The sequence below is a fragment of the Rhodococcus sp. UYP9 genome (genome assembly GCF_040547235.1).
Taxonomy (GTDB): Bacteria; Actinomycetota; Actinomycetes; order Mycobacteriales; family Mycobacteriaceae; genus Rhodococcoides.
Genome location: NZ_JBEPPH010000005.1, coordinates 108,628 through 129,542, shown reverse-complemented (window position 1 = coordinate 129,542; position 20,915 = coordinate 108,628). Strand labels below are relative to the sequence as shown.

Sequence of the window (20,915 nt, the reverse complement as noted above, 5' to 3'; positions counted from 1 at the left end):
CAAAGGCCGGCGGTTGCGGTTGAGCTAATGTCGTGCGGGTGACGGAGACTGACCGGCCTGTGTTGTTGACAATCAAGGTGACACTGGATGAAGTGGAGCCACCGGTGTGGCGGCGTCTTGCTCTGCCTTCGAACCTGCTTCTTCCCGAGTTGCACAACGTGATTCAGGATGCGATGGGCTGGGAGGACCGACATTTACACGCATTCTCTTCAGGGGAAGGCGGTGCCGGTGATGGTCAACGGTTCGAGATGCAGTTCTCGCTCGACGAAGGCGACGACGGTACCGGGATTGCCGAGGACGACATCCCGATAGGCCGGTTGCTGTCCCGGGTGGGTGACAGCCTCGGATATCAATACGATTTCGGCGACAACTGGGAGCACCGGCTCGTCGTGGAGGCAATCGGCAGGCTGGGTGACGACGGCGCCCGCTGCCTCGGCGGTGAGCGCGCGTGCCCTCCCGAGGACTGCGGGGGACCGTACGGATACAAGGACTTCCTGGAGGCCCTCGCCGACCCGGGGCGTGAGGAGCACGAGCACTATCGCCAGTGGGCTGGAACGTTCGAGGCAGGTCGATTCGAGGTGGACGAGGCCAACGCGCGGATTGTGTCCAGGCGCGATCTCAGTGACCTGAGTCGACTGGTCACCCGTGCGACGCCGTTGTTGGGAACGATCCTCGACCGCGCGCCGCTCGACTACCACCGATTTCTCACGCCTATGCTTCGACTCATCGACTTCGACGACGTCGACGTGGACCCAGTCATCTCCGGCGTCGCCATGGAGAAGCTGTCCTGGATGCGTGCTCGCATCGGCCCGGAAGGGCTTCAATTGACCGCTGCCAACTACTTACGACCCGTTGACGTCGCGGCAATGCGGGACGAGTTGGACTGGGGGCGGGACTGGATCGGCAACTCCTCGCGTGAAATCGACAATCATCAGGTTCATTGGATGCGTACCGCACTGAAAGACCTCGGCCTCGCCCGAGTGCTCAAGGGGCGACTGATCCTGACACAGGATGGTCGAAAACTCGCCAACGATCCCGTAGGTTTGTGGCGCCGGGCAGTCTCGAGATCCCCACTGGGCAAGTCCGACCTGGAAGTTGACGCCGGGATTCTGCTTCTGGTGACTGTGGCAGCAGGATGCGATGGGACCGAACGTAACGCGGCGATTTTCGATTCGCTGTCCGCCATCTGGTGGAGGGTGCCGGACTCGGAGCGTCCGTACACGCAATACCTCGCACGGCCGACACTCGACCTTTTCACCCTCGTAGGAGCTGTTGGATCGGGTCTCGGACGAAGAGATGCCGGACCTGACTGGGGTCGGTCGTTCGCACGACAGTGCCTCGGGTAGTTGCGCCGTCGACACGCATATCGTGACCTAGGATTGCACGGAATTCGGGATCCATTCGGGCCGATCGGCGCGGCCGTCAACTAGTCCCGATCGAAGCATGCCGTTGTTGGAAACGGTCTATGCGCGGACGAGTTGTATTATGCGGCAACTTGTTCCACGAAGTATAGGTGAATCACCGGTGCCGGCACATTCGCGTCGAACGTTCTTTTTCCAGCACTGTTCGGTCACGCGAGAAGATGGAGTACTGCGTCACGGTCACTCACGTTCGAGGCCCGGCCTATTGGAGCGGATTCACGTAGCCCACCCGATTGTCGGCGAGCTCGGAACTAGACGCGCATCACATCTTGACTTTCATCATGACGCACGCCACACTTCATAACTAACTGGCGCGTCAGTCAACTAAGGAGTCGAGCGTGAGATCAGCGAAAATTGGATCCCGAGTCGCAGTAGGGCTGGCCGCACTGCTAGCTCTCTCTGCGTGCGGGGTGGGCGGTGATCCGTCGAAAACCCTCACCGTCACCATGTGGGGAGGGGCAGGTCAGCAGACCCACATCGAGAGCTACGTGACTCCGTGGGCGAAGGCGAACGGTCTCAAGGTCCGCCAAGACTCGCCCTCGGACTACGCGAAGATCGCCGCCCAGGTCGACAACGGCAACGTCAAGTGGGGCGTGGTCGAGGTAGAGCCGAACTACGCAGAGACTGCTTGCGCGAACGGCACCCTCACCCCGTTGTCCGAGGAGGTGAAGGCCGCGGCCGTCGCCGCGAACATCGATCCGAAGTTCATGAGCGACTGCGGTATCCCAGTCTTGTTGTACGCGTTCACTATCGCCTACAACACGGACACCTTCCCCGACGCTCACCCCACCACCTGGGCTCAGTTCTTCGACACCGACACTTTTCCTGGCAAACGCGGTTTCTGGAATTACGCCACCGGCGGCATGTTCGAGGCCGCACTGCTGGCAGACGGGGTAGAGCCGGAGAATCTCTATCCGCTCGATCTGGATCGCGCATTCCGCAAGCTGGACACGATCAAGGACGACATCGTCTTCTACGACACTGGAGACGAGCAGGCTCAACTGGTCGCCAGTGGCGAAGCGCCCCTGGTCCAAGCCTGGAACGGTCGAGTCGGCCAAGCTGCGGCTGAAGATCAACCCATCGCAAACGAATGGGGAGAGAACCTGATCTCGCACGACCAGGTGGTCATCCCCAAGGGCTACCCGAACACAGAACTGGCGATGGACTGGATGGTCCACTTCCTCGGCGACGTCGAGGGCCAGGCCCGTGATGCCGAAGGCAGTCTGTTCGCACCCGTCAATCCCGCGGCGCTCGACGAGGTCCCCTCCGATATTGCCAAGGAACTCTCGACCTACCCGGCCAACATCGAAGAATCGGCCGGCGCGATCGACTACCGCTATTGGGCCGAGCACTACAACGAAGTCACCGAGCGACTGAATGCGTGGGCCATCTCATGAGTCATGTTCTCGAAGCCCCGGTCGAAGTGACGGCTCCCAAACCGCCGAAGAGTGCAAAGCCGCCGTGGCGGTCACGCTTCGAGACCAACGGGTGGTCGCTGCTGCTGTTGCCGGTCGTGGTGTTCCTACTCGTGGTCTTCATCGCGCCACTTATCATGATGTTTTCCAAGAGTTTCACCGATCCCACTGTCGGACTGGATAATTACCGGGCGATCTGGGAAAACTCCCTCTACCTGAAGGTCCTGAAGAACACCTTCGTCGTCGCAATCGGCACCACGGTGCTGACACTGCTCATCGCGTTCCCCTATGCGTATTTGATGACTCTGGCGACCCCGTTCTGGCGAGCCGTGATGATCATCGCGGTCCTCGTACCGTTCTGGACCAGCCTGCTGGTACGCAGCTTCGCGCTGGTGCTCGTGCTGCGGGACACCGGCGCGCTGAACACCGCCCTCGACTCTATGGGCGTCATCGACGAACCCCTGCCGCTGCTACGTCACATGTCGGGGGTGCTGTTCGGCATGGTTCAGATCACGCTGCCGTTCGCCGTGCTGCCGCTATACGCCACGATGCGCGGGATCGACCGTCGGCTGCTCCAAGCGGCAGAGAGTCTCGGGGCCAGGCCCTCGCTGGCATTCGCCAAGGTCTACGTGCCGCTGACGATGCCCGGCATGTTCGCCGGCGTGATCCTCGTCTTCATCCAGGCACTCGGCTACTACATCACGCCCGCCCTGCTGGGCGGTCCGCAGAACACGATGATCGGCGAGCTCATCGTCCAACAAGTCAGCACAGTGCTGCGGTTCGGTTTCGCAGCCGCGCTCGGTGTCCTGCTGCTCGTGAGCACCCTCGTACTCCTCGCCATCGCCAGCCGATTCGTGGACATGAAGAAATACTTGATGGGGCAATCATGACTAGACTCCTGACCCGCGCGGCGTTGATTCTCGTCGCCGCGGTGACCATTGCGTACCTCCTGATGCCAGTACTGGTCGTCATCCCGATGTCCTTCTCGGACAGTGCTTTCCTGCAATTCCCACCGAAGGCGTTCTCCACCCGCTGGTACGAGCAGCTGATCAACGATCCGACCTGGATCGAGTCGGCGCTGGTAAGTCTGCGAGTGGCGGTCCTCTCGACCATCTGTGCGGTAGTGCTGGGCGTGCTGGCCGCTATGGGCCTGGTCCGCGGAAAGTACCCGTTCCGTGGGGCGCTCACCGCCTTGCTACTGGCACCCGTGATCGTGCCGTACGTCATCGTCGGTCTCGCGGTCTACATCGTCTTCCTCAAGATGGGCCTGACCGAGACGACGCTCGGCTTCGTACTGGTGCATACCGCGCTGGCAGTGCCCTACGTGATCATCAACGTGGCGTCCGGGTTGGTCAGCTTCGATCGTGGATTGGAACTGGCGGCGCAGAGCCTCGGATCGGGGCCGATCTCCACTTTCTTCCGCATCACGTTCCCGAACATCGCGGCCAGCGTCTTCGCCGGAGCCCTGTTCGCCTTCATCACCTCCTGGGACGAGGTCGTCAGCGCGATCTTCCTCTCCGGACCGGAAATGACCACGCTGCCGGTGCGGATCTGGTCCGGCGTCAAGGTTTCCGTAGACCCGACCGTCGCCGCCATCTCCGGATTGACCTTGTTCGTCATCATCGGCTCATTCCTCTTGTTCGGAGCAATGAAGCTGATCCGTCTGAGCATTCGCACGTATCGGCACCGCAATGCCGGCGCCACGATTGGAGCAACGTCATGAGCACTGCAACCCTGAAATCCCCGGCCACAAGCGAGAAGCCAGGCGCGGCCATCACCGTCACCGGTGTCACCAAGAAGTACGGTCAGGCCACCGTGCTGGACAACCTGGACCTCGACATCCGCGGTGGCGAGTTCCTCACGCTGCTCGGCGCCAGCGGCTCCGGAAAATCCACCTTGCTCAATATCATCTCGGGCTTCATCAAGCCCACGGACGGCAACGTCGAGGTCGATGGTCGGATGCTGACCAAGGTGCCGCCCCACAAACGCGGCTTCGGAGTGGTGTTCCAGAACTATTCACTGTTCCCGCACATGACCGTCGCCGAGAACGTCGCCTTCCCGCTTCGCCGCCACGGGTGGAACAAGGCGGACATCAAAAAGGGCGTCGCCGACGCCCTGGAGCTGGTCCAGCTCGGCCACCTCGGCGCGCGGATGCCGTCGGAGCTTTCGGGTGGGCAGCAGCAGCGCGTGGCGCTGGCCCGCGCGGTGGTATTCCGCCCACCGGTGCTTCTCATGGACGAGCCCCTCGGTGCGCTCGACAAGTTGCTGCGCGAGCAATTGCAGCTCGAAATCCGTCGCCTCCACAAGGAACTGGGCATCACCTTCGTCTTCGTTACCCACGACCAGGACGAGGCCCTCGCGATGTCCGACCGCATCGCGTTGCTCCGAAACGGCGCAATCGTCCAGGTCGGCACACCCGAGGAGCTCTACAAGTCCCCGAACTGCACCTACGCGGCAGAATTCATCGGCGCGTCGAATATTTTCTCGGGCACGATCACCGACGGTGTCTTCTACGAGAACGACACTGCGAACCGCTTCCGGGTGCCGGCCACCGAACCCAGCGGAACGGCCAGCGTAATGCTGCGTCCCGAGCGCATCGGCATCATCGGTGCGGGCGAGACCGTCGCCGCCGACCACGACAAGATCGACGGAACTGTCGAGGACACAGTCTATTTCGGCAATTGCCGTCAGGTGCAGGTTCGGACATCGGATGGTCGTCTGCTGATCGCCCGCACCCCCGTCCCGCATACAGCAGACGCGGTGACGGCCGGTGCCGCAGTGCACGCGCATTGGCCCACCGTCGATCTCACCGTCCTCGATCGCTGAACCAGCCTCACCAACTCAGGAGTTCCATCGCTATGGCTACTACCACGATCGCCGGCGCAAGCCTACGCGTGTTCACCGATCCGGAATCGGTCGCCGTCATCGGGGCGTCGGCGGATCTGTCGAAGTGGGGATACTGGCTGGCGCGCGGCGCACTCAAAGGCCGCGATCGGCGCAGCGTGTATCTGATCAACCGCAGCGGGGCCGATATCCTCGGCGAGCGCAGCTACCGGAGCATCGCGGATCTACCGGCCGTGCCGGAGCTCGTGGCGCTGTGCGTGCCGCCGGCTACGGTGGGCGCGGTCGTCGACGAAGCGCTCGCATTGGGAGTGCGTGGATTTCTCGGCATCACCGCCGGAGCACCCGGCGAGCAGGAGATCGGCGCGCGGATCAAGGCAGCAGGGGCCCGAATGGTCGGCATGAACAGCCTCGGCATCTTCGACGCTTCGACCACGCTGCAGCTGGCCTGGGGTGAATTCACTCCAGGCTCCATCGCGATCATCTCGCAGAGCGGCCAGCTCGGTTCGGAGATCGCGACACTCGCAGATCGCGCCGGACTGGGTATTTCACGTTTCGTTTCCATCGGAAACCAGACCGACGTAATAGCGGCCGAGCTGCTCGAAGACCTGATCGGCGATGAGCGCACCAAAGTCGTTGCTCTCTATCTCGAAAGCTTCGCCGGCGGCAAGCAACTGATCTCGACGATCGCCCGACTGCGCGCGGCCGGTAAGCACACGATCCTGTTGACCGTGGGCGCGAGCGCGGCCAGCACCCGGTTGGCTCGTTCGCACACCGGATCGATGACCTCCGCACTGGATGTCGTCGATGCGGCGGCGCGTGCCGCGGGCGCGGTGCGAGTGAATACCCCCACCGAGATCATTCAGGTGGCGCGACTGCTGATGTCGGCGCACCTACCCGCCGGCGGCCGTGTCGGCGTAGTCGGTGACAGCGGGGGACAGACCGGTATCGCGGCCGACGTTGCATCCATGGCCGGGTTGGAAGTTGCGGCGTTCAGCGAACCACTGGCGGGCGCCCTGACGGACATGCTGCCGGACGGTGCTGCGGTCAGCAATCCCGTCGATCTCGCCGGAGCCGGCGAGAAGGACTTGACCACCTACGCCACCGTCGTCGAGCAGATGCTGGCATCGGAGGAAGTGGACTCGGTACTGTTGACCGGCTACTTCGGCAGCTACGGCGTCGACACACCAACTCTTGCCGCCTGCGAAACCGATTTGGTCGAGCGAATGGCGGCTTCGGCACGCGCGGCAGGTAAGCCATTGCTGGTGCATTCGATGGTGGCAGAGGGCCCCGCGATCGAGGCGATGTGGGAACACGGTATCCCGGCCTACGCCAGTATCGAGGCTGCGGTGTCCTCCCTGTCCTCTGTTACCGCCCTGCAACGATCCGGTCGAGAGATGACCGTATCGGCGCCAGACCACACTCCGATTGGCCCGGGATATCCTGCGGCTCAATCGTTTCTGCGTCGAGCTGGGGTCGAGTTCCCCGGCAGTGGCCGCGTTCTCGTGGCCCAGGACATCGACCGAGTAGCCGCTGAGCTCACGGCTCCTTTCGTCCTCAAAGCCGCTTGGCTCGAGCACAAGAGCGAGGTCGGCGGCGTATCGGTCGGTCTGCGAGACGTGACGCATGCCCGCGAAGCCTTTGCCCAGATGCACGGCACGCTCGGCGACGGCGAGTACATCCTCGAGGAGATGGACCGGCGCCCGGACGTCGTGGAAATCCTGCTGGGTGTACGCCGCGATCGTGACCTCGGACCTGTCGTGGTCGTCGGAGCTGGAGGCACCGAGGCGGAGGTTTACCGTGACGTCGCGATCGAGATGGCGCCCGTGGATCGCAGCACCGCCGCGGCGATGATCGAGCGACTCCATTGCCACGCACTGTTACTCGGTTGGCGCGGCAAGCCTGCGGTGGACATCTCCGGACTGACCGATCTTGTCGTGGCAGTCTCCGAACTTGCCGCCGCCCACTCGAGCATCTCGGAGATCGAGCTCAATCCGCTACGCGTAGGACCGAACGGCATCGTTGCGGTGGACGCACTGATCATCGAAGAACCCTCCTACTGAATCTCTTCAGAAGCCCAAATCTTCTCAGAAGCATTGACAAGCAAGGACATCGACATGACTGCACCAGATATTCGTAACGAGTTCGCCGGCCGCGTCGCCGTTATCACCGGCGGGGGATCGGGGATCGGCCGGGCCATCGCAGTACGCTACGCCGCAGCGGGAGGCACTGTAGCCGTAGTCGGGCGCCGCGAAGAGCCGTTGCTCGAGACCGTCCGCCTCGCCGAGGCTGCCGGAGGGAAAGGTGAAGGATTGACCTGCGACGTACGCGATGCCGCAGCGGTCGAGGCGTTGATCGACGGCGTCGTCGAACGGCACGGCCGCCTCGACGTGCTGGTCAACAATGCCGCTGGCAACTTCGTCGTGCCCGGTGAGAACCTGTCACCGGGCGGCTGGAAGGCGGTCATCGACATCGTCCTCAACGGCAGTTTCTACGGCACTCGCGCTGCCAGCAAGCACATGCTCGCCGCCGGCCGGGGCGCGATCCTCAACACCATCGCCACCTATGCGTGGCACGGACACCCTGGCACCGTGCACAGCGCCGCAGCAAAGGCTGGGGTGGTTGCGATGACGCGAACCTTGGCAGTGGAGTGGGCTGCGCGCGGTGTCCGGCTCAACTGCATCGCGCCGGGACCGACGGAGACCGAGGGCGCCGGCGCTGCGCTGTGGCCCGATGAGAAGGCCCGTGCCCGTGTACTTTCCAGCGTCCCGGCGGGCCGGTTCACCACACCCGAGGAGGTAGCGGAATCCGCGGCCTACCTGCTGTCCGACCGGGCCGCCTACGTCACCGGCGAAACCCTTGTGGTCGATGGCGGGCAGTGGCTGGGCAAGGCGATCTACACCGATCCTCGAAACGAGGCCTGAAATGGCAACCGACATGAACGGCGGCCAAGCGCTGGTTGCCGCGCTCGAAGCTCATGGTGTCCGGACGGTATTCGGTATTCCCGGTACCCACAACCTGCCGATCTATGGCGCGCTCGCGGAGTCGCAGATCACCCACGTGCTCACCCGGCACGAGCAGGGGGCCGGGTACGCGGCCGACGGTTACGCGCGCACGTCGGGCAAGCCGGGAGTGGCGATTACGACGTCCGGCCCGGCCATCCTCAACACCGCTGCCGCTGCAGCCCAGGCATACTCCGATTCCATTCCGGTGCTATTGATTTCGCCAGGACTACCCCTGCGGCACCCGAGCAATGGCAACGGCATCCTGCACGAGATCAAGAACCAGACCGGCGCAATGGATTCGATTGTGGGACATAGCCAACGGGTGACAAGCGTCGCGGAGATCCCGCTCGCTGTCGCTCAATGTTTCGCCGCAATGACCTCTGGCCGACCACGACCGGCGTACTTGGAGATCCCTCTCGATATTCTCGACGAGGCGGCACCCGTGACCATCCTCGGCCCGATTGCTCAGTCCGCGGTGACTGCGCCCGTGGCTGTACTGGAGACGGCCCGCGCATTGTTGGCAGCGGCAGACTCGCCGTTGATCATCGCGGGCGGCGGGTCTTCTGGTGCGGCAACCCCATTGCGGGAGTTGGCGGAGCTGCTGGGAGCTCCGGTGCTGACCACCACCAATGGCAAAGGCGTACTGCCGGAAAGTCACGACCTCTCGCTCGGGGCTGGCGTGCATCTGCCGTCGGTCAAGGACCTGGTCACGGAGTCCGACGCGATACTCGCCGTCGGCACCGAGCTCGCGCCTTCGGACTTCTGGTACGGGCCGCTCGAGGCGGAGGGGAAGTTGATCCGTATCGATATCGACCCGACATCGGTGTGCACCAACGCGATTCCCGAGGTGGCACTGATCGGCGACGCGTCCGCGACTTTGCGCGCGCTCATCGACGGGTTGGTTCGCGAACCCGCTATGCAGCGTGCTGCGCAGTGGCGTATCAGGCTGCGGTCCGATTCAGAGGTCGAGGGCAAAAACTACCTGGGCATTCTCGCCGCACTCGACAAGGCGCTGGACGAGGACGCGATACTCGTCGGCGACTCCACCATGGCCTGCTACTACGGCGCCATGGCGAACCTGCCGTTGCACCGGCCGCGTTCCTTCCTCTACCCGACGGGTGTCGGCACTCTCGGCTACGGACTGCCCGCAGCGATCGGCGCAAAGATCGCGGCGGGTGACCGGCAAGTTGTGGCGATGCTCGGTGACGGCGGCGTGATGTTCACTATCGCCGAACTTGCCGCGGCCGCGGAACTCGCTGTGCCGCTGCCGATCATCGTGGTCGACAACGGCGGCTACGGCGAAATCCGCGACGAGATGATCGAACGATCCGACCCCGTCCACGCGGTGGGCTTGGCCGCCATCGACTTCCCTGCCCTGGCCCGCTCGATGGGTTGTCTGGGTGTCGGCCTGGAGTCCTCGGCCGACTTGACCGACGCGGTCACGAAAGCTTTCGCGGCCGATAGGCCCACCGTCATTCACATTCGCGAGGAGAAGTCATGACCGCACCGCAGAACTGGATGCGCGACACCGTATTGATAGGCGGGCGCTGGGAACCGCGCTCGACTACGACGGATGTGGAGAATCCTGCCACCGGTGAAATCGTCGGCCGGGCCGCGTCCGCCACCGTGGCAGACGTGAACCTTGCTGTCGCGGCCGCAGTCGCCGCGGGTGTGGGCTGGGGCCGGACCACCGGAAAGCAGCGCTCGGCGGCACTGGAAGAACTGGTGACCGCACTACGTGATCGCCGGGACGAGTTGGTCGCAGCAACGATCGCAGAGGTCGGTGCGCCGATCACGGTGGCCGAGGAGGCCCACGTGGATTTGGCGATCGAGATCATCGAGTCCTTCGCCGTCATTGCACGGGACACCCCGCTACGTGAGCGAACCGGCAACTCGGTGCTGCTGCGTCGCCCGGCGGGGGTGGTCGCATGCATCACGCCGTGGAACTATCCGCTCTACCAGTTGGCGGCGAAGGTCGGTGCGGCCTTGGCAGCGGGGTGCACCACGGTGCTCAAACCCGCCGAGCTGACTCCGATCACCACGTACCTGTTCTGCGACGCGGTGCTCGAGACCTCGCTCCCCGCCGGGGTGGTGAACCTGCTGCCCGGCTCCGGAACCGTGCTCGGGCCTGCGCTGACCGAGCACCCCGATGTCGCAGTGGTGTCCTTCACCGGCTCCACCACGGTGGGCCGTCAGGTGGGCCGCTCAGCGGGCGAGCTGATCAAGCGGGCGTGCCTCGAACTCGGCGGGAAGTCCGCCTCGGTGCTGCTGGCCGACGCGGACTTCGAAGTCGCGGTACCCGCCACAGTGGACGCCGCGATGCTCAACAGCGGACAGACGTGCAGCGCGTGGACCAGGTTGTTGGTGCCGCAGGAGCGCTACGACGAGGCCGTGACGTTGGCCGCGATGCGTGCCGACGCGCTGGTGGTGGGGGATCCGACCGATCGCAGTACCGATCTCGGTCCGTTGGTCTCGCACAAGCAACGACTGTCGGTGCTGGCTGCGGTCGACGGCGCGATCGAGCGCGGCGCGCGGGTCGCGGCAGGCGGCTCGGATCCAATCCCCGGACTCGACGGGCATTACGTGCGCGCGACAGTTCTGTGCGGTATCGAACGCGGTGATCCGGTGACAACCGAGGAGATCTTCGGCCCGGTCCTGGTCGTCGAGGCCTACGAGGACGAGGACGATGCGGTGACGTTGGCCAATGCCACCGACTACGGGTTGGCCGGCGCGGTGTGGTCGGCGGATGCGGAAGCTGCACTGGAGATTGCGGCACGACTCGATACCGGGCAGGTCGATATCAACGGCGCGTTGTTCAACCCGCTGGCGCCGTTCGGTGGCTGGAAGCTCTCCGGACTGGGCCGTGAGCTCGGTGTGATCGGCTTCGAGGAGTTCACGGAATGGACGTCGGTGCAGATGTGAACCATTGAATACGAGCAACTTTCGCGCATCTATTTACATTTCAGACACTTCGGTACATAGTTAACTGACCAGTCAATTAAGAAAGGCCATCAAGATGACCCTCACCGCGTTCGAGCCCTGGGCCCTCACCACCGAGCAGCGCGAGATCGTCAAGCTCTGCCGCGACTTCGCAGCGAAGGAGATCCGCCCCCGTGGCCGCGAGGTCGACGAGGCCGACACGGTCACACCCGTCGATATCTTCCAGAAGGCCGCGCAGGTCGGCATCACCGACTACATGATCCCGGAGGAGTTCGGCGGCGGCGGGTTCACCGACGTCTTCACTCAGTGCCTTGTCCAGGAGGAGCTGTGCTTCGGCGATCCCGGTATCGGCAACTTCGTGTGCTCCAACGGCTTCTTCTCCGACCCGATCCTCGAGCTCGGTACCGATGAGCAGAAGGAAAAGTGGCTGCGTCCACTGACCGGCACTTCGCCCCTGCTGACGGCTCTCGCGACCACCGAGCCGGGATCAGGTTCGGACGCCGCATCCATGGTCACTTACGCCGCCAAGGTCGACGGCGGATACAAGATCAAGGGCCAGAAGGTGTGGATCTCCAACGCCGGCGCGGCCAGTCAGTACGTAGTTTTCGCCAAGACGGACCGCAACGAGCGGTCCAAGGGGATTACCGCATTCCTGATCAAGAGCGACGTGGCGGGTCTGAGCTGGGGCGAGCCTATGAAGAAGATGGGCCAGCGCGCAATCGTCTGCCGCGAGCTGTTCTTCGACGACGTCTTCGTCCCCGACGAGGATCGACTCGGAGACGAAGGCCAAGGCTTCATCGGTCTGATGAAAACCTTCGATATCTCGCGCATCGTGCTCGGCGCAGCGGCCGTCGGCTCAGCGCGCGCGGCCTACGAGTTCGCACTCGACTACGCCCGTAACCGCACCCAGTTCGGCAAGCCGATCATCGAGCACCAGGCCGTCGCATTTCGGTTGGCAGACATGGCAAATCGCATCGAGTCCGCGCGCCTGCTGGTATTGCATGCAGCTCGTTCACTCGACGCCGGCCACGATTCGACAGGGCTGGCTGCAATGGCCAAACTGACGGCTTCGGAGATGGCCATGTTCGTCACCCACGCGGCGATCCAGACCCTCGGCGGTTGGGGCTACTCCCGCGAGTTCCCCGTCGAGCAGTGGATGCGCGACGTCAAGCTCGAAGAGCTCGAGGAAGGAACCTCGGACATCATGCGACTCGTGATCTCGCGGAAGCTCTAGCCACGTGTCACTGTCGACCAAACGCCCAGGCGTCGAGGCGAATCCGGCCACCCCGCCGCACGTCGCTGTCGCCTGGGCGTGCGGCGTCTTGTCGGCCGTAGTCTATGGACTCACACCGACGATTGCCGCACTCTCCTACGAAACCGGATTGACACCGACGATGCTCGTCGCGCTGCGCAGCCTCTTCGGGGCAGCAGCGATCCTGCTGTTCGCCTGGGCCACCGGCCGGATTCGACGTACGTCGTGGCGGACACCTGCGAAGCTGATGCTGGTGTGCGGGCCCCTGTTCGGCTTTCAGCTCCTCTGTTATTTTGCGGCCGTTCAGTCCACCGGGGTGCAGGTCGCGGTCGTAATGGTACACGTCTACCCGGTGTTCGTCCTCCTGATGGTGTGGCTGACCTACCGCCAGCGGCACAGCCCGCTGGTTATCGCGTTATGCCTCGTCATGATCGGGGGAATCGGGCTGGTCGGCTGGACCGGGGCGGCAGACGTCAAGCTGGCGGGCATCGGGCTCGCAGTGGCCAGCGCTTTGGGCTATGCCCTGTACCTAGTGCTCGGTGAGCGGTGGGTGCAAGAAGTGGGAGCCGTGGTCGCCGGCGGTCTGGTTACGGCGGGCGCTGGGCTGACCGCTGGGGCGGTCGCCTTGGTGACCTGGCAGAGCCTGGCGATCACATCGATGGGGTGGGTGTCGGTGATCCTGCAGGGGGTCTTCATGATTCCGGTCGGCATCGGCTGTGCGTTCTATGCGGTGCGCAGGCTCGGTGCGGTCTCGTTGAGCCTGCTGGGTTTGCTCGAGCCAATAGTGGGTGTGCTGGCTGCAAGCCTTGTCCTCGCAGAGTCCCTGATGCCTGGACAATGGGCCGGAATGGCGGTAATTCTGCTGGCGTGCGGGGTACTGCCGTGGGCGACCTCCACGAAAAGGCAGACGCGAACGCTTTCGTCCGCGAGTCACTCCACTGCTTGTCCGATACGGTAGCCAACAGTGATGAGAAGGAGTGGTGATCAACATGGCACGCCCGAGTGTCGAGGCCGAGCGTAGGCAGCAAATCCTGCAGGCCGCATGTGAAAGCATCGCGGAGTTGGGGTTCCGGGGCGTCCGGGTAGCCGATGTGGCGAAGGGAGCCGGCATAAGTAGTGGCACCGTCCACTATTACTTCGAGTCGAAAGACACGTTGCTACACGAAGCATTCGCGTTCAACTTCGAGAACTCGCTCCAGCGCCGCAAGTGGATCGGGGAGGGCAAAGAATCACCTCGTGCGCACCTGCACCACTTGGTGGAGTCTTACCTACCCGCTGGACCCGAGACCATCACAGCGTGGCGAGTGTGGGTGGAACTCTGGGCGGCAGCACTCGGCAGCGCGGAGCTACAAGCGCTCAACGACACCATCTACCAAACCTGGCGGGGAATTGTTCGTGCCACCGTCGACGATGCCGCAGCAGAGGGCGTTCTCAACCAGGCCGCCGACCCTGCCGACCTGACGGACATGCTTCTGAGCATGCTCGACGGCTTGGCAATTCAGGCCTTGAACAAGTCCACCCACGTGACGCAAGCACGCATGCTCGAACTATGCGACTCGTACATCGACTCGATCATGCTCGCCGCCGACCCCATCCGGACCTGAAGCCCTGGTAGGCAGCAAAACGCGTTTCGTTGGAAGCGAGCAACGATCATCTGCGTCTTCGACCGCACGACGCCGGTCGTCCGCGCAGCCTCGAGGGAGGACTTCATGCTGGGTGCTGTGCCAGAAGGGTCCTACATGATTGGTCGGTTTCGGAACCGAACTGCCACATCCGGAATCCCCGTTCATGACCCCGCGATGCGTGCTCTCGCCGTTTCACTGCGCTTTCCTACTGCGACCGATCTGCCGGCTGCGGCTAGCCCCATGATGGGCATGTTCGAGTAGATCGACTCGTGCTGACCAGGGCTGACACGGTATGTCTCGTGGTAGACCCCGACGTCGCCGCCGGCGCCGACGCGTTTGTTGAACGCCTTCCATGCCGGTAGGTGTGGATCGTTCGGGTTTTTCGCAAATGCTTCGAGTTGGTCGAAGCTGCGCCAGTACTGCACCACGGTGATCGTGCGGCCCCCCAACGACATCCGAGCGCCCAGCAGGCCCTTGTCAGGGTGCTGTTGTAACTCTTGCAGCATTCGCGGCATGGCGAGGAATGGGCCGATCCACTTGTGGATCTTCCATAGCTTGTTGAGGCGTATGCCGATGAGGAAGATGACGAACTCACCTTCGACCTCTGCGGTGTACCGGCCGGTCTGAACTCGACTTCGGATCATGTACGCACCCCTTCGTTGACGGCTCCGCAGTCGATCTTACCGATAGCGTCTTTATCCATAATGGATAGTGCTACTATCGATAAATGATGTCAAGGGTTCAGCGGTGAGGGTTTCCGAACTCAGCCAGCGCAGCGGGGTGTCCATTGCATCCATCAAGTACTACCTGCGTGAAGGTCTGCTGTTCGGTGGCGCGCAGACGGCGACCAACCAAGCTGTGTACAGCGAACATCACATCCGCCGACTGCGGTTGATTCGCTCCCTGATCGACATCGGGGGACTCTCGATCTCGCATGTGCGCGCAACACTGGCCGCAGTCGAAGATGACTCGACGTCGATCCACGACGCATTCGGGGCGGTCATGCATGGCCTCGACCAGCTCCCCGACGAAGACGAGCCGGTCGAGGTGAAGACTGCCTATGGTGAGGTGCAGACATGGCTCGCCGACAGGGATTGGAATATCGAGCCGAATGCTCCCGCGCCACACCGGCTGGCCGAACTTGTTGCCACACTGCGCAGATTCGACTTTCCGATAACGCTCACCGACTTCGATGCAGCAGCCGATACCGTCGAGCGGACCGCCAAGGCGCAAGTGGAATACGCCCGAGCCATGCCGGACCGCACGGCTGCCGTCGAGACGATGCTTCTCGGGACCGTGATACTCGAACGAGCCCTCGCCGAGATTCGACGCCTCGCGCTCGAAGCCGCCAGCTTCCGAATCGATAGGGACAAGTAGGCGCTTGCGTAACTGGGCGGTTCAGCGAACCAGGGCACGCACCGGTGTCGGGTCCCGTCCGAGCAAGGCCTTGCTTGCCATTCCGCCGGCCAGGAAGTCTCGATCGTCGTAGAACTCGAACATCGCCCCGAGCCGGGCCCGGCCATCGACGCCGAGGCTCTGCCCGTAGGCGTGCATCCATTGCTCGACATCGAGTTGTTCCACCGCCACCGACCGTGAGGTCATCTCCTCGACGAGTCGAACCATGTCGCCGACGCTCATTGCCTCGGGGCCGCCGAGTTCGTACGTGGCCCCATGATGCTCCTCGGCTGCCAACAAAATTCGGGCGGCAATCTCGGCGACGTCGCCGAGGCTTACGAAGGAAAACTTCGATTCGGTGCTATACGGCACCACGAGATCGGTGGATTCTCCGGTGAGTATCGAATCGAAATTCTGGGTATAGGCGCAGGGCTGCAGGATGGTCCAACGCAGTGAATGACGTGAGGCGAATGCCCGCAGGTCGTCCTCGCATCGGGCTTTGTCCATATGGTGCGGCATCCGCGGACTGTAGGGCCACGCGACCGAGTGGTAGACAACATGATCCACCCCTGCCTCACTCGCGGCCTCCAACGCTCGCCGTAGCGCGGCAGGTTCGTCCGGATGCAGATTGGGTGCGATGAAATACACCCCGGCGCAGCCGGTGAATGCTGCCTTCAGACCCTCGCCGGTGTCCAGATCGATCGGATGATCCGGCGCGGTGCGGCTCAACTGCCGGACCGTGGCCCGCCCGTCGAGGGCGGCGACCACGGCCTTTCCGGTCTTGCCTGTGGCACCGACGACTGCAATGTCGGTGCCACAGGCGGTTTCACTGTTCACGGGCGAACGTCAGCTGTCGAGGAAGTCGTATATGGCGAACTTCGCACCGCCGGAGAGCCGTTCGTAACCGGGCCCCCGATCGAAGAAAGGCTCGTTGTCCGCGCGTGCGGCGCGCATCTCGGCGCGAAGCTTCTCCGACGCCGAAGCATCGGCTTGCGCCTCGCCCTCCGCAATGACCACACCGTAGTCAGCGGCCGCACTCTCACGAGAGACTTTGTTCCACAACACGTCACGCTCCACCTCGTCGAGGGGGCGCTCCAGCGGGTCGCCCCATCCGCCGCCACCGGTGGTGCGAATCCGGAACGTCTCCCCGGCACGGATCGGCTCCGCGTCGGTGAGCGCGTCGAAGAGCCGTTCGTTGGGCTCACCCGGATTGATCACCACGGAGAACGGCGATCCGGCCTTGCCGCCCTTGACGCCCCAGCAGGCGAGGATGGAGCGGTCGGCGATGGACATGAAGTGCGCATCCTTGAGCATGCGGATGTGCTTCTCGTACCCGAGGCCACCGCGGTAGCGGCCGGCGCCGCCGGAATCGCGTGCCAGGCCGAGCTTTTCGACGATGAAGGGGAAACGGCTCTCGGTGAACTCGGTCGGAAGATTTCGCGAGTCGGGCACCACGTGGATGGTGTCCTCACCGTCCGCGTAATAACGCCCGCCCGAGCCACCGCCGAGCACCTCACGCATGAGGTAGGACTGGCCTTCGAAGTCCTCACCGTAGACGCCGGTGTAGCGGATGGTCTCCTGGTCGGCGGGCATGTTGCCGTCGACGGCCTTCGCGATGGCACCGGTGAGTACGCCGAGCAGTCGCAGGATCACGAACGTGCGGGCGTTGGTGGGTGCCGGGAAGATCGGAGTGATCAGCGTGCCCGGCTCCGGGAACTTCATCTCGATCAGAGGGATGATGCCCTCGTTGACGTCGAGCTCGGCCATCCGCTCCGGGGTGTCAGCGAGGCTGCGAAGCACCGGCGCCAGCCACTTCGCCAGGAAGTTGCCGTCGGCGTAATCGCCGCAGTGGTTGATCGGCCCCTTCGCCTGCGGTCCGGTGCCGGTGAAGTCGAGGATCAGCCGCTCGCCGCCCTCGTCCTCGGGCGCGGTCTTGGTCATCGTGATCCGCTGCACGTGCAGCATCGGCTCGTCGACGCCGTCGTGCTCGGCGTAGTCCTCCCAGGTGTACTCCCCAACAGGGATCTTGGACAGGATCTCGCGCCGATAGGTTTCGGTGCAGGCATCCATCGAAGCGTCGAAGCAGCCCTCGATGGTCTCGACGCCGTAGCGTTCGAACAGTTCCGTCAGCCTGCGCGCACCCATCAGACAGGCCGAGCACTCGGCGTCCAGGTCGGCGGCCAACGCGTCCGGCATCCGGGAGTTGCGGGTCATGATTCGCAGCGCCGCCTCGTTGGGCACGCCCTGGTCCCACAGCTTGATCGGCGGGACCATCAGCCCCTCCTCGTAGACCGAGGTGGCGCCGGACGGCATGGAGCCGGGGCAGCAGCCGCCGATGTCGTCGTGGTGGCCGAAGGCCTGCACGAACGCGACGACCGAGGGCTTGTCCGCCCCGGGCAGCGTCGCGAACACGGGCACCGTGACGCAAAGGTCGGGGAGGTGGCCGATGCCACCCTCTGAGAGGTAGACGTCGTTGTGGAAGAAGACGTCCCCGGGCTTCATCGTGTCGATGGGGAAGTCGCGGACCACGGGCTGCACGAGGGCGGAGTAGGAGCGGCCGGTGAGCTTGCGCATGTTCCGGTCGTAGATTCCCGCGCGGAAATCGTGCGCGTCGCGGATCATCGGCGAGCGGGAGGTTCGCGCAATGGCAGTCTCCACCTCCATTTCGACGCTCGCGAGATACCCGGCCACGATCTCGACGAGGACGGGGTCGGGCGCGGGTGCGTCGACGGGAGTCAATCGGTAGGGCTTGTTGTTAACCATGTCGATGACAGTCATCAGTGCGCTCCGTTCGAGTCGAGATTCCTGGTGATGCGGATGTTTCCGAAGTTGTCGATGTGAGCGGAGAATCCGGGATCCACCGGCACGGTGGAGCTGAACTCTTCGATGACGGCCGGTCCTTCGATGGAGTCACCGGCACCGAGCGCCGGGCGATCGTAAATCGCGGTCTCGTGCCAGCCGTCGAAGTAGGCCCGACGCGTTCCCGTTCGTGCGACTTCGGCGCCGCTTCCCTTGGCAATCTCGGACAACACCGGTCGCTTGATCGGGCCGATACCGCTGACCCGCAGGTTGACCCACTCGACGAACTGGCTCTTGTCGCTGCGGAAGTCGTAACCGTAGAGCTCGCGGTGCGCTTCGTGGAAGGCCTCCGCTGCTTGATCCATCGTCGACTGGGTGATGTCGCCGTCTACGATCGGCACGCGAACCTCGAAGGCCTGACCGAAGTAGCGCAGATCCGCGGTGCGTGCGTACTGGCGATCTTCGGGCGCGAAGCCCTCTCCTGCCAGTGCTGCATCGGCACGCTCGGCGAGAACTTCGAGTTCGGACTGCAAGTCCTCTGCACGGAGACGGTCGTGCCGACTGACATGAGTCTGGACGTAATCGTTGCGCACATCGACGGTCAGCAGACCGAAGGCGGATACGTTACCTGGATTGAGCGGTACCAGAACATCTTTCAGTCCCAGGATGTCCATCAACCTGCAGGCGAGCAGTGAACCGGATCCACCGAACGTCACGAGGGTGAAGTCGCGTACATCGAGTCCGCGCTTGACGGAAATCTGACGAAGTGCGTTGGCCTGATTCCAGGCGGACACTTCGAGGATTCCGGTTCCGCAAGCCTCGATCTCCAGCGACAACTCTTGTGCCAGTTGTTCGATACCCTTCCTTGCCAGATCGGTATCGAGCGGGATCTCACCGCCGAGCAGGTGGGGAGGTATCCGGCCCAGGAGTACATGCGCATCGGTGATGGTCGGAGCGGAACCGCCGTTGCCGTAACACATCGGGCCTGGATCGGCACCGGCAGACTGCGGTCCGACGCGCAGGGTTCCCTCAGGAGTCATCCAGGCAATCGACCCGCCGCCGGCGCCGACGGTGACCACGTCGATCATCGGAATCTTGGACGGATAGTTTCCGACGCGTCCTTCGGTCGTCAAAGCAGGCTCGCCGTGGACCACTACGGTCACGTCGGTGGAGGTGCCGCCGCCATCGCAGGTGAGCACCTGATCGACGCCCGCTGCACTGGCCACCAACGCTGCACCGAGGGCGCCGGCTGCGGGCCCGGACAGAACAGTCGTGATCGGCTGATTGACAACCTCTTTGGCGGAGAGAACACCACCGTTGGACTTCATGACGTAGAACGGAACATCGCGGGCTTCACCCGACTCGGTGGCGAACTCACGCAGCCGGGTGGCGATGTTGTTGACGTAGTTGCGGATGTTCGGCTTCACGGCCGCATCCACCAATGTCGTAATGGACCGCTCGAACTCGCGGTACTCACGCAGAACTTCGGTCGAGATGCTGACCGTCGCCTCGGGGTATTCCTCGAGGAGGATGTCCCGCACGCGCTGTTCGTGATCAGGGTTGGCATAGGAGTGCACGAGGCACACACCGAGGGTCTTGACTCCCTCTGCCTTGAAGAACCGTGCAGCATCGCGAACATCGTCCTCGTTGAGCGGACGAATCTCGGTGCCATCGAAGTACAACCGGCCACGAATGGTGCGGACGCGATGGGCCGGGACGATACGTTCGGGTTTGACCCAGAAGTACGAGTTGCCGTAACCGTCGGGTACCGACTGGCGAGCAATTTCGAGCACATGCTCGTAGCCCTCGGTGGTGATGAACCCGAGGTTCTCGACCTTGCCTTCGAGCAGTTTGTTGGTGGCAACGGTGGTGCCGTGACTCACTGCGCTGAGCGAGTCGCCCGTGACCCCGAGTTGCTGCAGGACTTTGTCGATCCCAGCGAGGAATCCTTCGGCTGGATCTGCCGGAGTGGAGGGAGTCTTCGTGGTGGCCATTTCACCGGACTCTTCGTCCACTGCCACCACATCGGTGAATGTTCCACCGGTGTCGATCCCGACCCGAATCTTTCTTGGCTCCACGCTTCCTCCTTGATTGGGTTCGTAGGCAGCGCGACCGCCGATCGGGTCTGCGCATGCCTGACGTCTAGTGATATTGGACTCCTTCAGCGCGTCAGTATCTTTGTCACAAGGTGCCAAACTCGCTCGCTTCATTTGTGTTTCCCG

The 20,915-nt window shown here is 63.4% G+C and carries 17 protein-coding genes; 13 read left to right on the top strand and 4 right to left on the bottom strand.

Annotated elements, in window-relative coordinates:
• The first annotated feature begins 38 nt into the window (after positions 1–38).
• The 12 genes from ABIB36_RS15960 (at position 39) to ABIB36_RS15905 (ending at position 14,478) form a co-directional block, all read left to right on the top strand.
• Positions 39–1,346 (top strand): plasmid pRiA4b ORF-3 family protein, encoded by a 1,308-nt coding sequence (locus ABIB36_RS15960; protein WP_354560983.1) that lies wholly within the window; start codon positions 39–41, stop codon positions 1,344–1,346.
• A 413-nt stretch (positions 1,347–1,759) separates the two neighbouring features.
• A complete protein-coding gene (locus ABIB36_RS15955; RefSeq protein WP_210729889.1) occupies positions 1,760–2,818 on the top strand; it encodes an ABC transporter substrate-binding protein in 1,059 nt (352 codons plus the stop codon).
• Positions 2,815–3,726 (top strand): ABC transporter permease, encoded by a 912-nt coding sequence (locus ABIB36_RS15950; protein WP_269306157.1) that lies wholly within the window; start codon positions 2,815–2,817, stop codon positions 3,724–3,726. Before ABIB36_RS15955 ends, ABIB36_RS15950 begins: the two co-directional genes overlap by 4 nt.
• Entirely contained in the window at positions 3,723–4,559 is an 837-nt protein-coding gene (locus tag ABIB36_RS15945; protein WP_354560986.1) for an ABC transporter permease, read from the top strand. The genes ABIB36_RS15950 and ABIB36_RS15945 overlap by 4 nt, the downstream gene beginning before the upstream one ends.
• Positions 4,556–5,662, top strand: coding sequence for an ABC transporter ATP-binding protein (locus ABIB36_RS15940; protein WP_354560988.1), 1,107 nt, complete (start codon positions 4,556–4,558; stop codon positions 5,660–5,662). Before ABIB36_RS15945 ends, ABIB36_RS15940 begins: the two co-directional genes overlap by 4 nt.
• Before the next feature lie 32 nt (positions 5,663–5,694).
• A complete protein-coding gene (locus ABIB36_RS15935) occupies positions 5,695–7,740 on the top strand; it encodes an acetate--CoA ligase family protein (RefSeq protein WP_354560991.1) in 2,046 nt (681 codons plus the stop codon).
• Between the two features lie 54 nt (positions 7,741–7,794).
• Positions 7,795–8,601, top strand: a complete 807-nt coding sequence (locus ABIB36_RS15930; RefSeq protein WP_354560993.1) for an SDR family oxidoreductase — start codon at positions 7,795–7,797, stop codon at positions 8,599–8,601.
• 1 nt (position 8,602) lies between these two features.
• Positions 8,603–10,183 (top strand): thiamine pyrophosphate-binding protein, encoded by a 1,581-nt coding sequence (locus ABIB36_RS15925; protein ID WP_354560995.1) that lies wholly within the window; start codon positions 8,603–8,605, stop codon positions 10,181–10,183.
• Positions 10,180–11,604 carry an aldehyde dehydrogenase family protein gene (locus ABIB36_RS15920; RefSeq protein WP_354560997.1) on the top strand — a complete coding sequence of 475 codons (1,425 nt, stop codon included), beginning with the start codon at positions 10,180–10,182 and terminating at the stop codon, positions 11,602–11,604. Before ABIB36_RS15925 ends, ABIB36_RS15920 begins: the two co-directional genes overlap by 4 nt.
• Before the next feature lie 94 nt (positions 11,605–11,698).
• The gene (locus ABIB36_RS15915) at positions 11,699–12,856 is read left to right on the top strand and encodes an acyl-CoA dehydrogenase family protein (protein WP_354561000.1); all 1,158 of its coding nucleotides are present in this window, start codon (positions 11,699–11,701) and stop codon (positions 12,854–12,856) included.
• A 4-nt stretch (positions 12,857–12,860) separates the two neighbouring features.
• Complete coding sequence (locus ABIB36_RS15910; RefSeq protein WP_354561002.1) at positions 12,861–13,832, top strand: DMT family transporter; 972 nt, start codon at positions 12,861–12,863, stop codon at positions 13,830–13,832.
• A gap of 31 nt (positions 13,833–13,863) precedes the next feature.
• Complete coding sequence (locus tag ABIB36_RS15905; protein WP_136171588.1) at positions 13,864–14,478, top strand: TetR/AcrR family transcriptional regulator; 615 nt, start codon at positions 13,864–13,866, stop codon at positions 14,476–14,478.
• 182 nt (positions 14,479–14,660) lie between these two features.
• Here the strand turns inward: ABIB36_RS15905 and ABIB36_RS15900 are convergent, their stop codons facing one another.
• Positions 14,661–15,143, bottom strand: coding sequence for a DUF4188 domain-containing protein (locus ABIB36_RS15900; RefSeq protein ID WP_354561005.1), 483 nt, complete (start codon positions 15,141–15,143; stop codon positions 14,661–14,663).
• 103 nt (positions 15,144–15,246) lie between these two features.
• Between ABIB36_RS15900 and ABIB36_RS15895 the strand changes: the two genes are divergently transcribed.
• On the top strand, positions 15,247–15,876 hold the full coding sequence (locus tag ABIB36_RS15895) for a MerR family transcriptional regulator (protein WP_354561007.1): 630 nt from the start codon (positions 15,247–15,249) through the stop codon (positions 15,874–15,876).
• 21 nt (positions 15,877–15,897) lie between these two features.
• Here the strand turns inward: ABIB36_RS15895 and ABIB36_RS15890 are convergent, their stop codons facing one another.
• The 3 genes from ABIB36_RS15890 to ABIB36_RS15880 are packed head-to-tail and all read right to left on the bottom strand — an operon-like array spanning position 15,898 to position 20,771.
• On the bottom strand, positions 15,898–16,731 hold the full coding sequence (locus ABIB36_RS15890) for an NmrA family NAD(P)-binding protein (protein ID WP_354561009.1): 834 nt from the start codon (positions 16,729–16,731) through the stop codon (positions 15,898–15,900).
• A gap of 9 nt (positions 16,732–16,740) precedes the next feature.
• On the bottom strand, positions 16,741–18,672 hold the full coding sequence (locus tag ABIB36_RS15885; protein WP_502944918.1) for a hydantoinase B/oxoprolinase family protein: 1,932 nt from the start codon (positions 18,670–18,672) through the stop codon (positions 16,741–16,743).
• A complete protein-coding gene (locus ABIB36_RS15880) occupies positions 18,672–20,771 on the bottom strand; it encodes a hydantoinase/oxoprolinase family protein (RefSeq protein ID WP_269306173.1) in 2,100 nt (699 codons plus the stop codon). Before ABIB36_RS15880 ends, ABIB36_RS15885 begins: the two co-directional genes overlap by 1 nt.
• Between the last annotated feature and the right edge of the window lie 144 nt (positions 20,772–20,915).

Coding starts and splice junctions, on each gene's coding strand:
- ABIB36_RS15900 (WP_354561005.1), bottom strand. CDS start 15,143: ATGATCCGAAGTCGAGTTCAGACCGGCCGGTACACCGCAGAGGTCGAA.
- ABIB36_RS15930 (WP_354560993.1), top strand. CDS start 7,795: ATGACTGCACCAGATATTCGTAACGAGTTCGCCGGCCGCGTCGCCGTT.
- ABIB36_RS15885 (WP_502944918.1), bottom strand. CDS start 18,672: ATGACTGTCATCGACATGGTTAACAACAAGCCCTACCGATTGACTCCC.
- ABIB36_RS15950 (WP_269306157.1), top strand. CDS start 2,815: ATGAGTCATGTTCTCGAAGCCCCGGTCGAAGTGACGGCTCCCAAACCG.
- ABIB36_RS15920 (WP_354560997.1), top strand. CDS start 10,180: ATGACCGCACCGCAGAACTGGATGCGCGACACCGTATTGATAGGCGGG.
- ABIB36_RS15940 (WP_354560988.1), top strand. CDS start 4,556: ATGAGCACTGCAACCCTGAAATCCCCGGCCACAAGCGAGAAGCCAGGC.
- ABIB36_RS15935 (WP_354560991.1), top strand. CDS start 5,695: ATGGCTACTACCACGATCGCCGGCGCAAGCCTACGCGTGTTCACCGAT.
- ABIB36_RS15915 (WP_354561000.1), top strand. CDS start 11,699: ATGACCCTCACCGCGTTCGAGCCCTGGGCCCTCACCACCGAGCAGCGC.
- ABIB36_RS15925 (WP_354560995.1), top strand. CDS start 8,603: ATGGCAACCGACATGAACGGCGGCCAAGCGCTGGTTGCCGCGCTCGAA.
- ABIB36_RS15945 (WP_354560986.1), top strand. CDS start 3,723: ATGACTAGACTCCTGACCCGCGCGGCGTTGATTCTCGTCGCCGCGGTG.
- ABIB36_RS15905 (WP_136171588.1), top strand. CDS start 13,864: ATGGCACGCCCGAGTGTCGAGGCCGAGCGTAGGCAGCAAATCCTGCAG.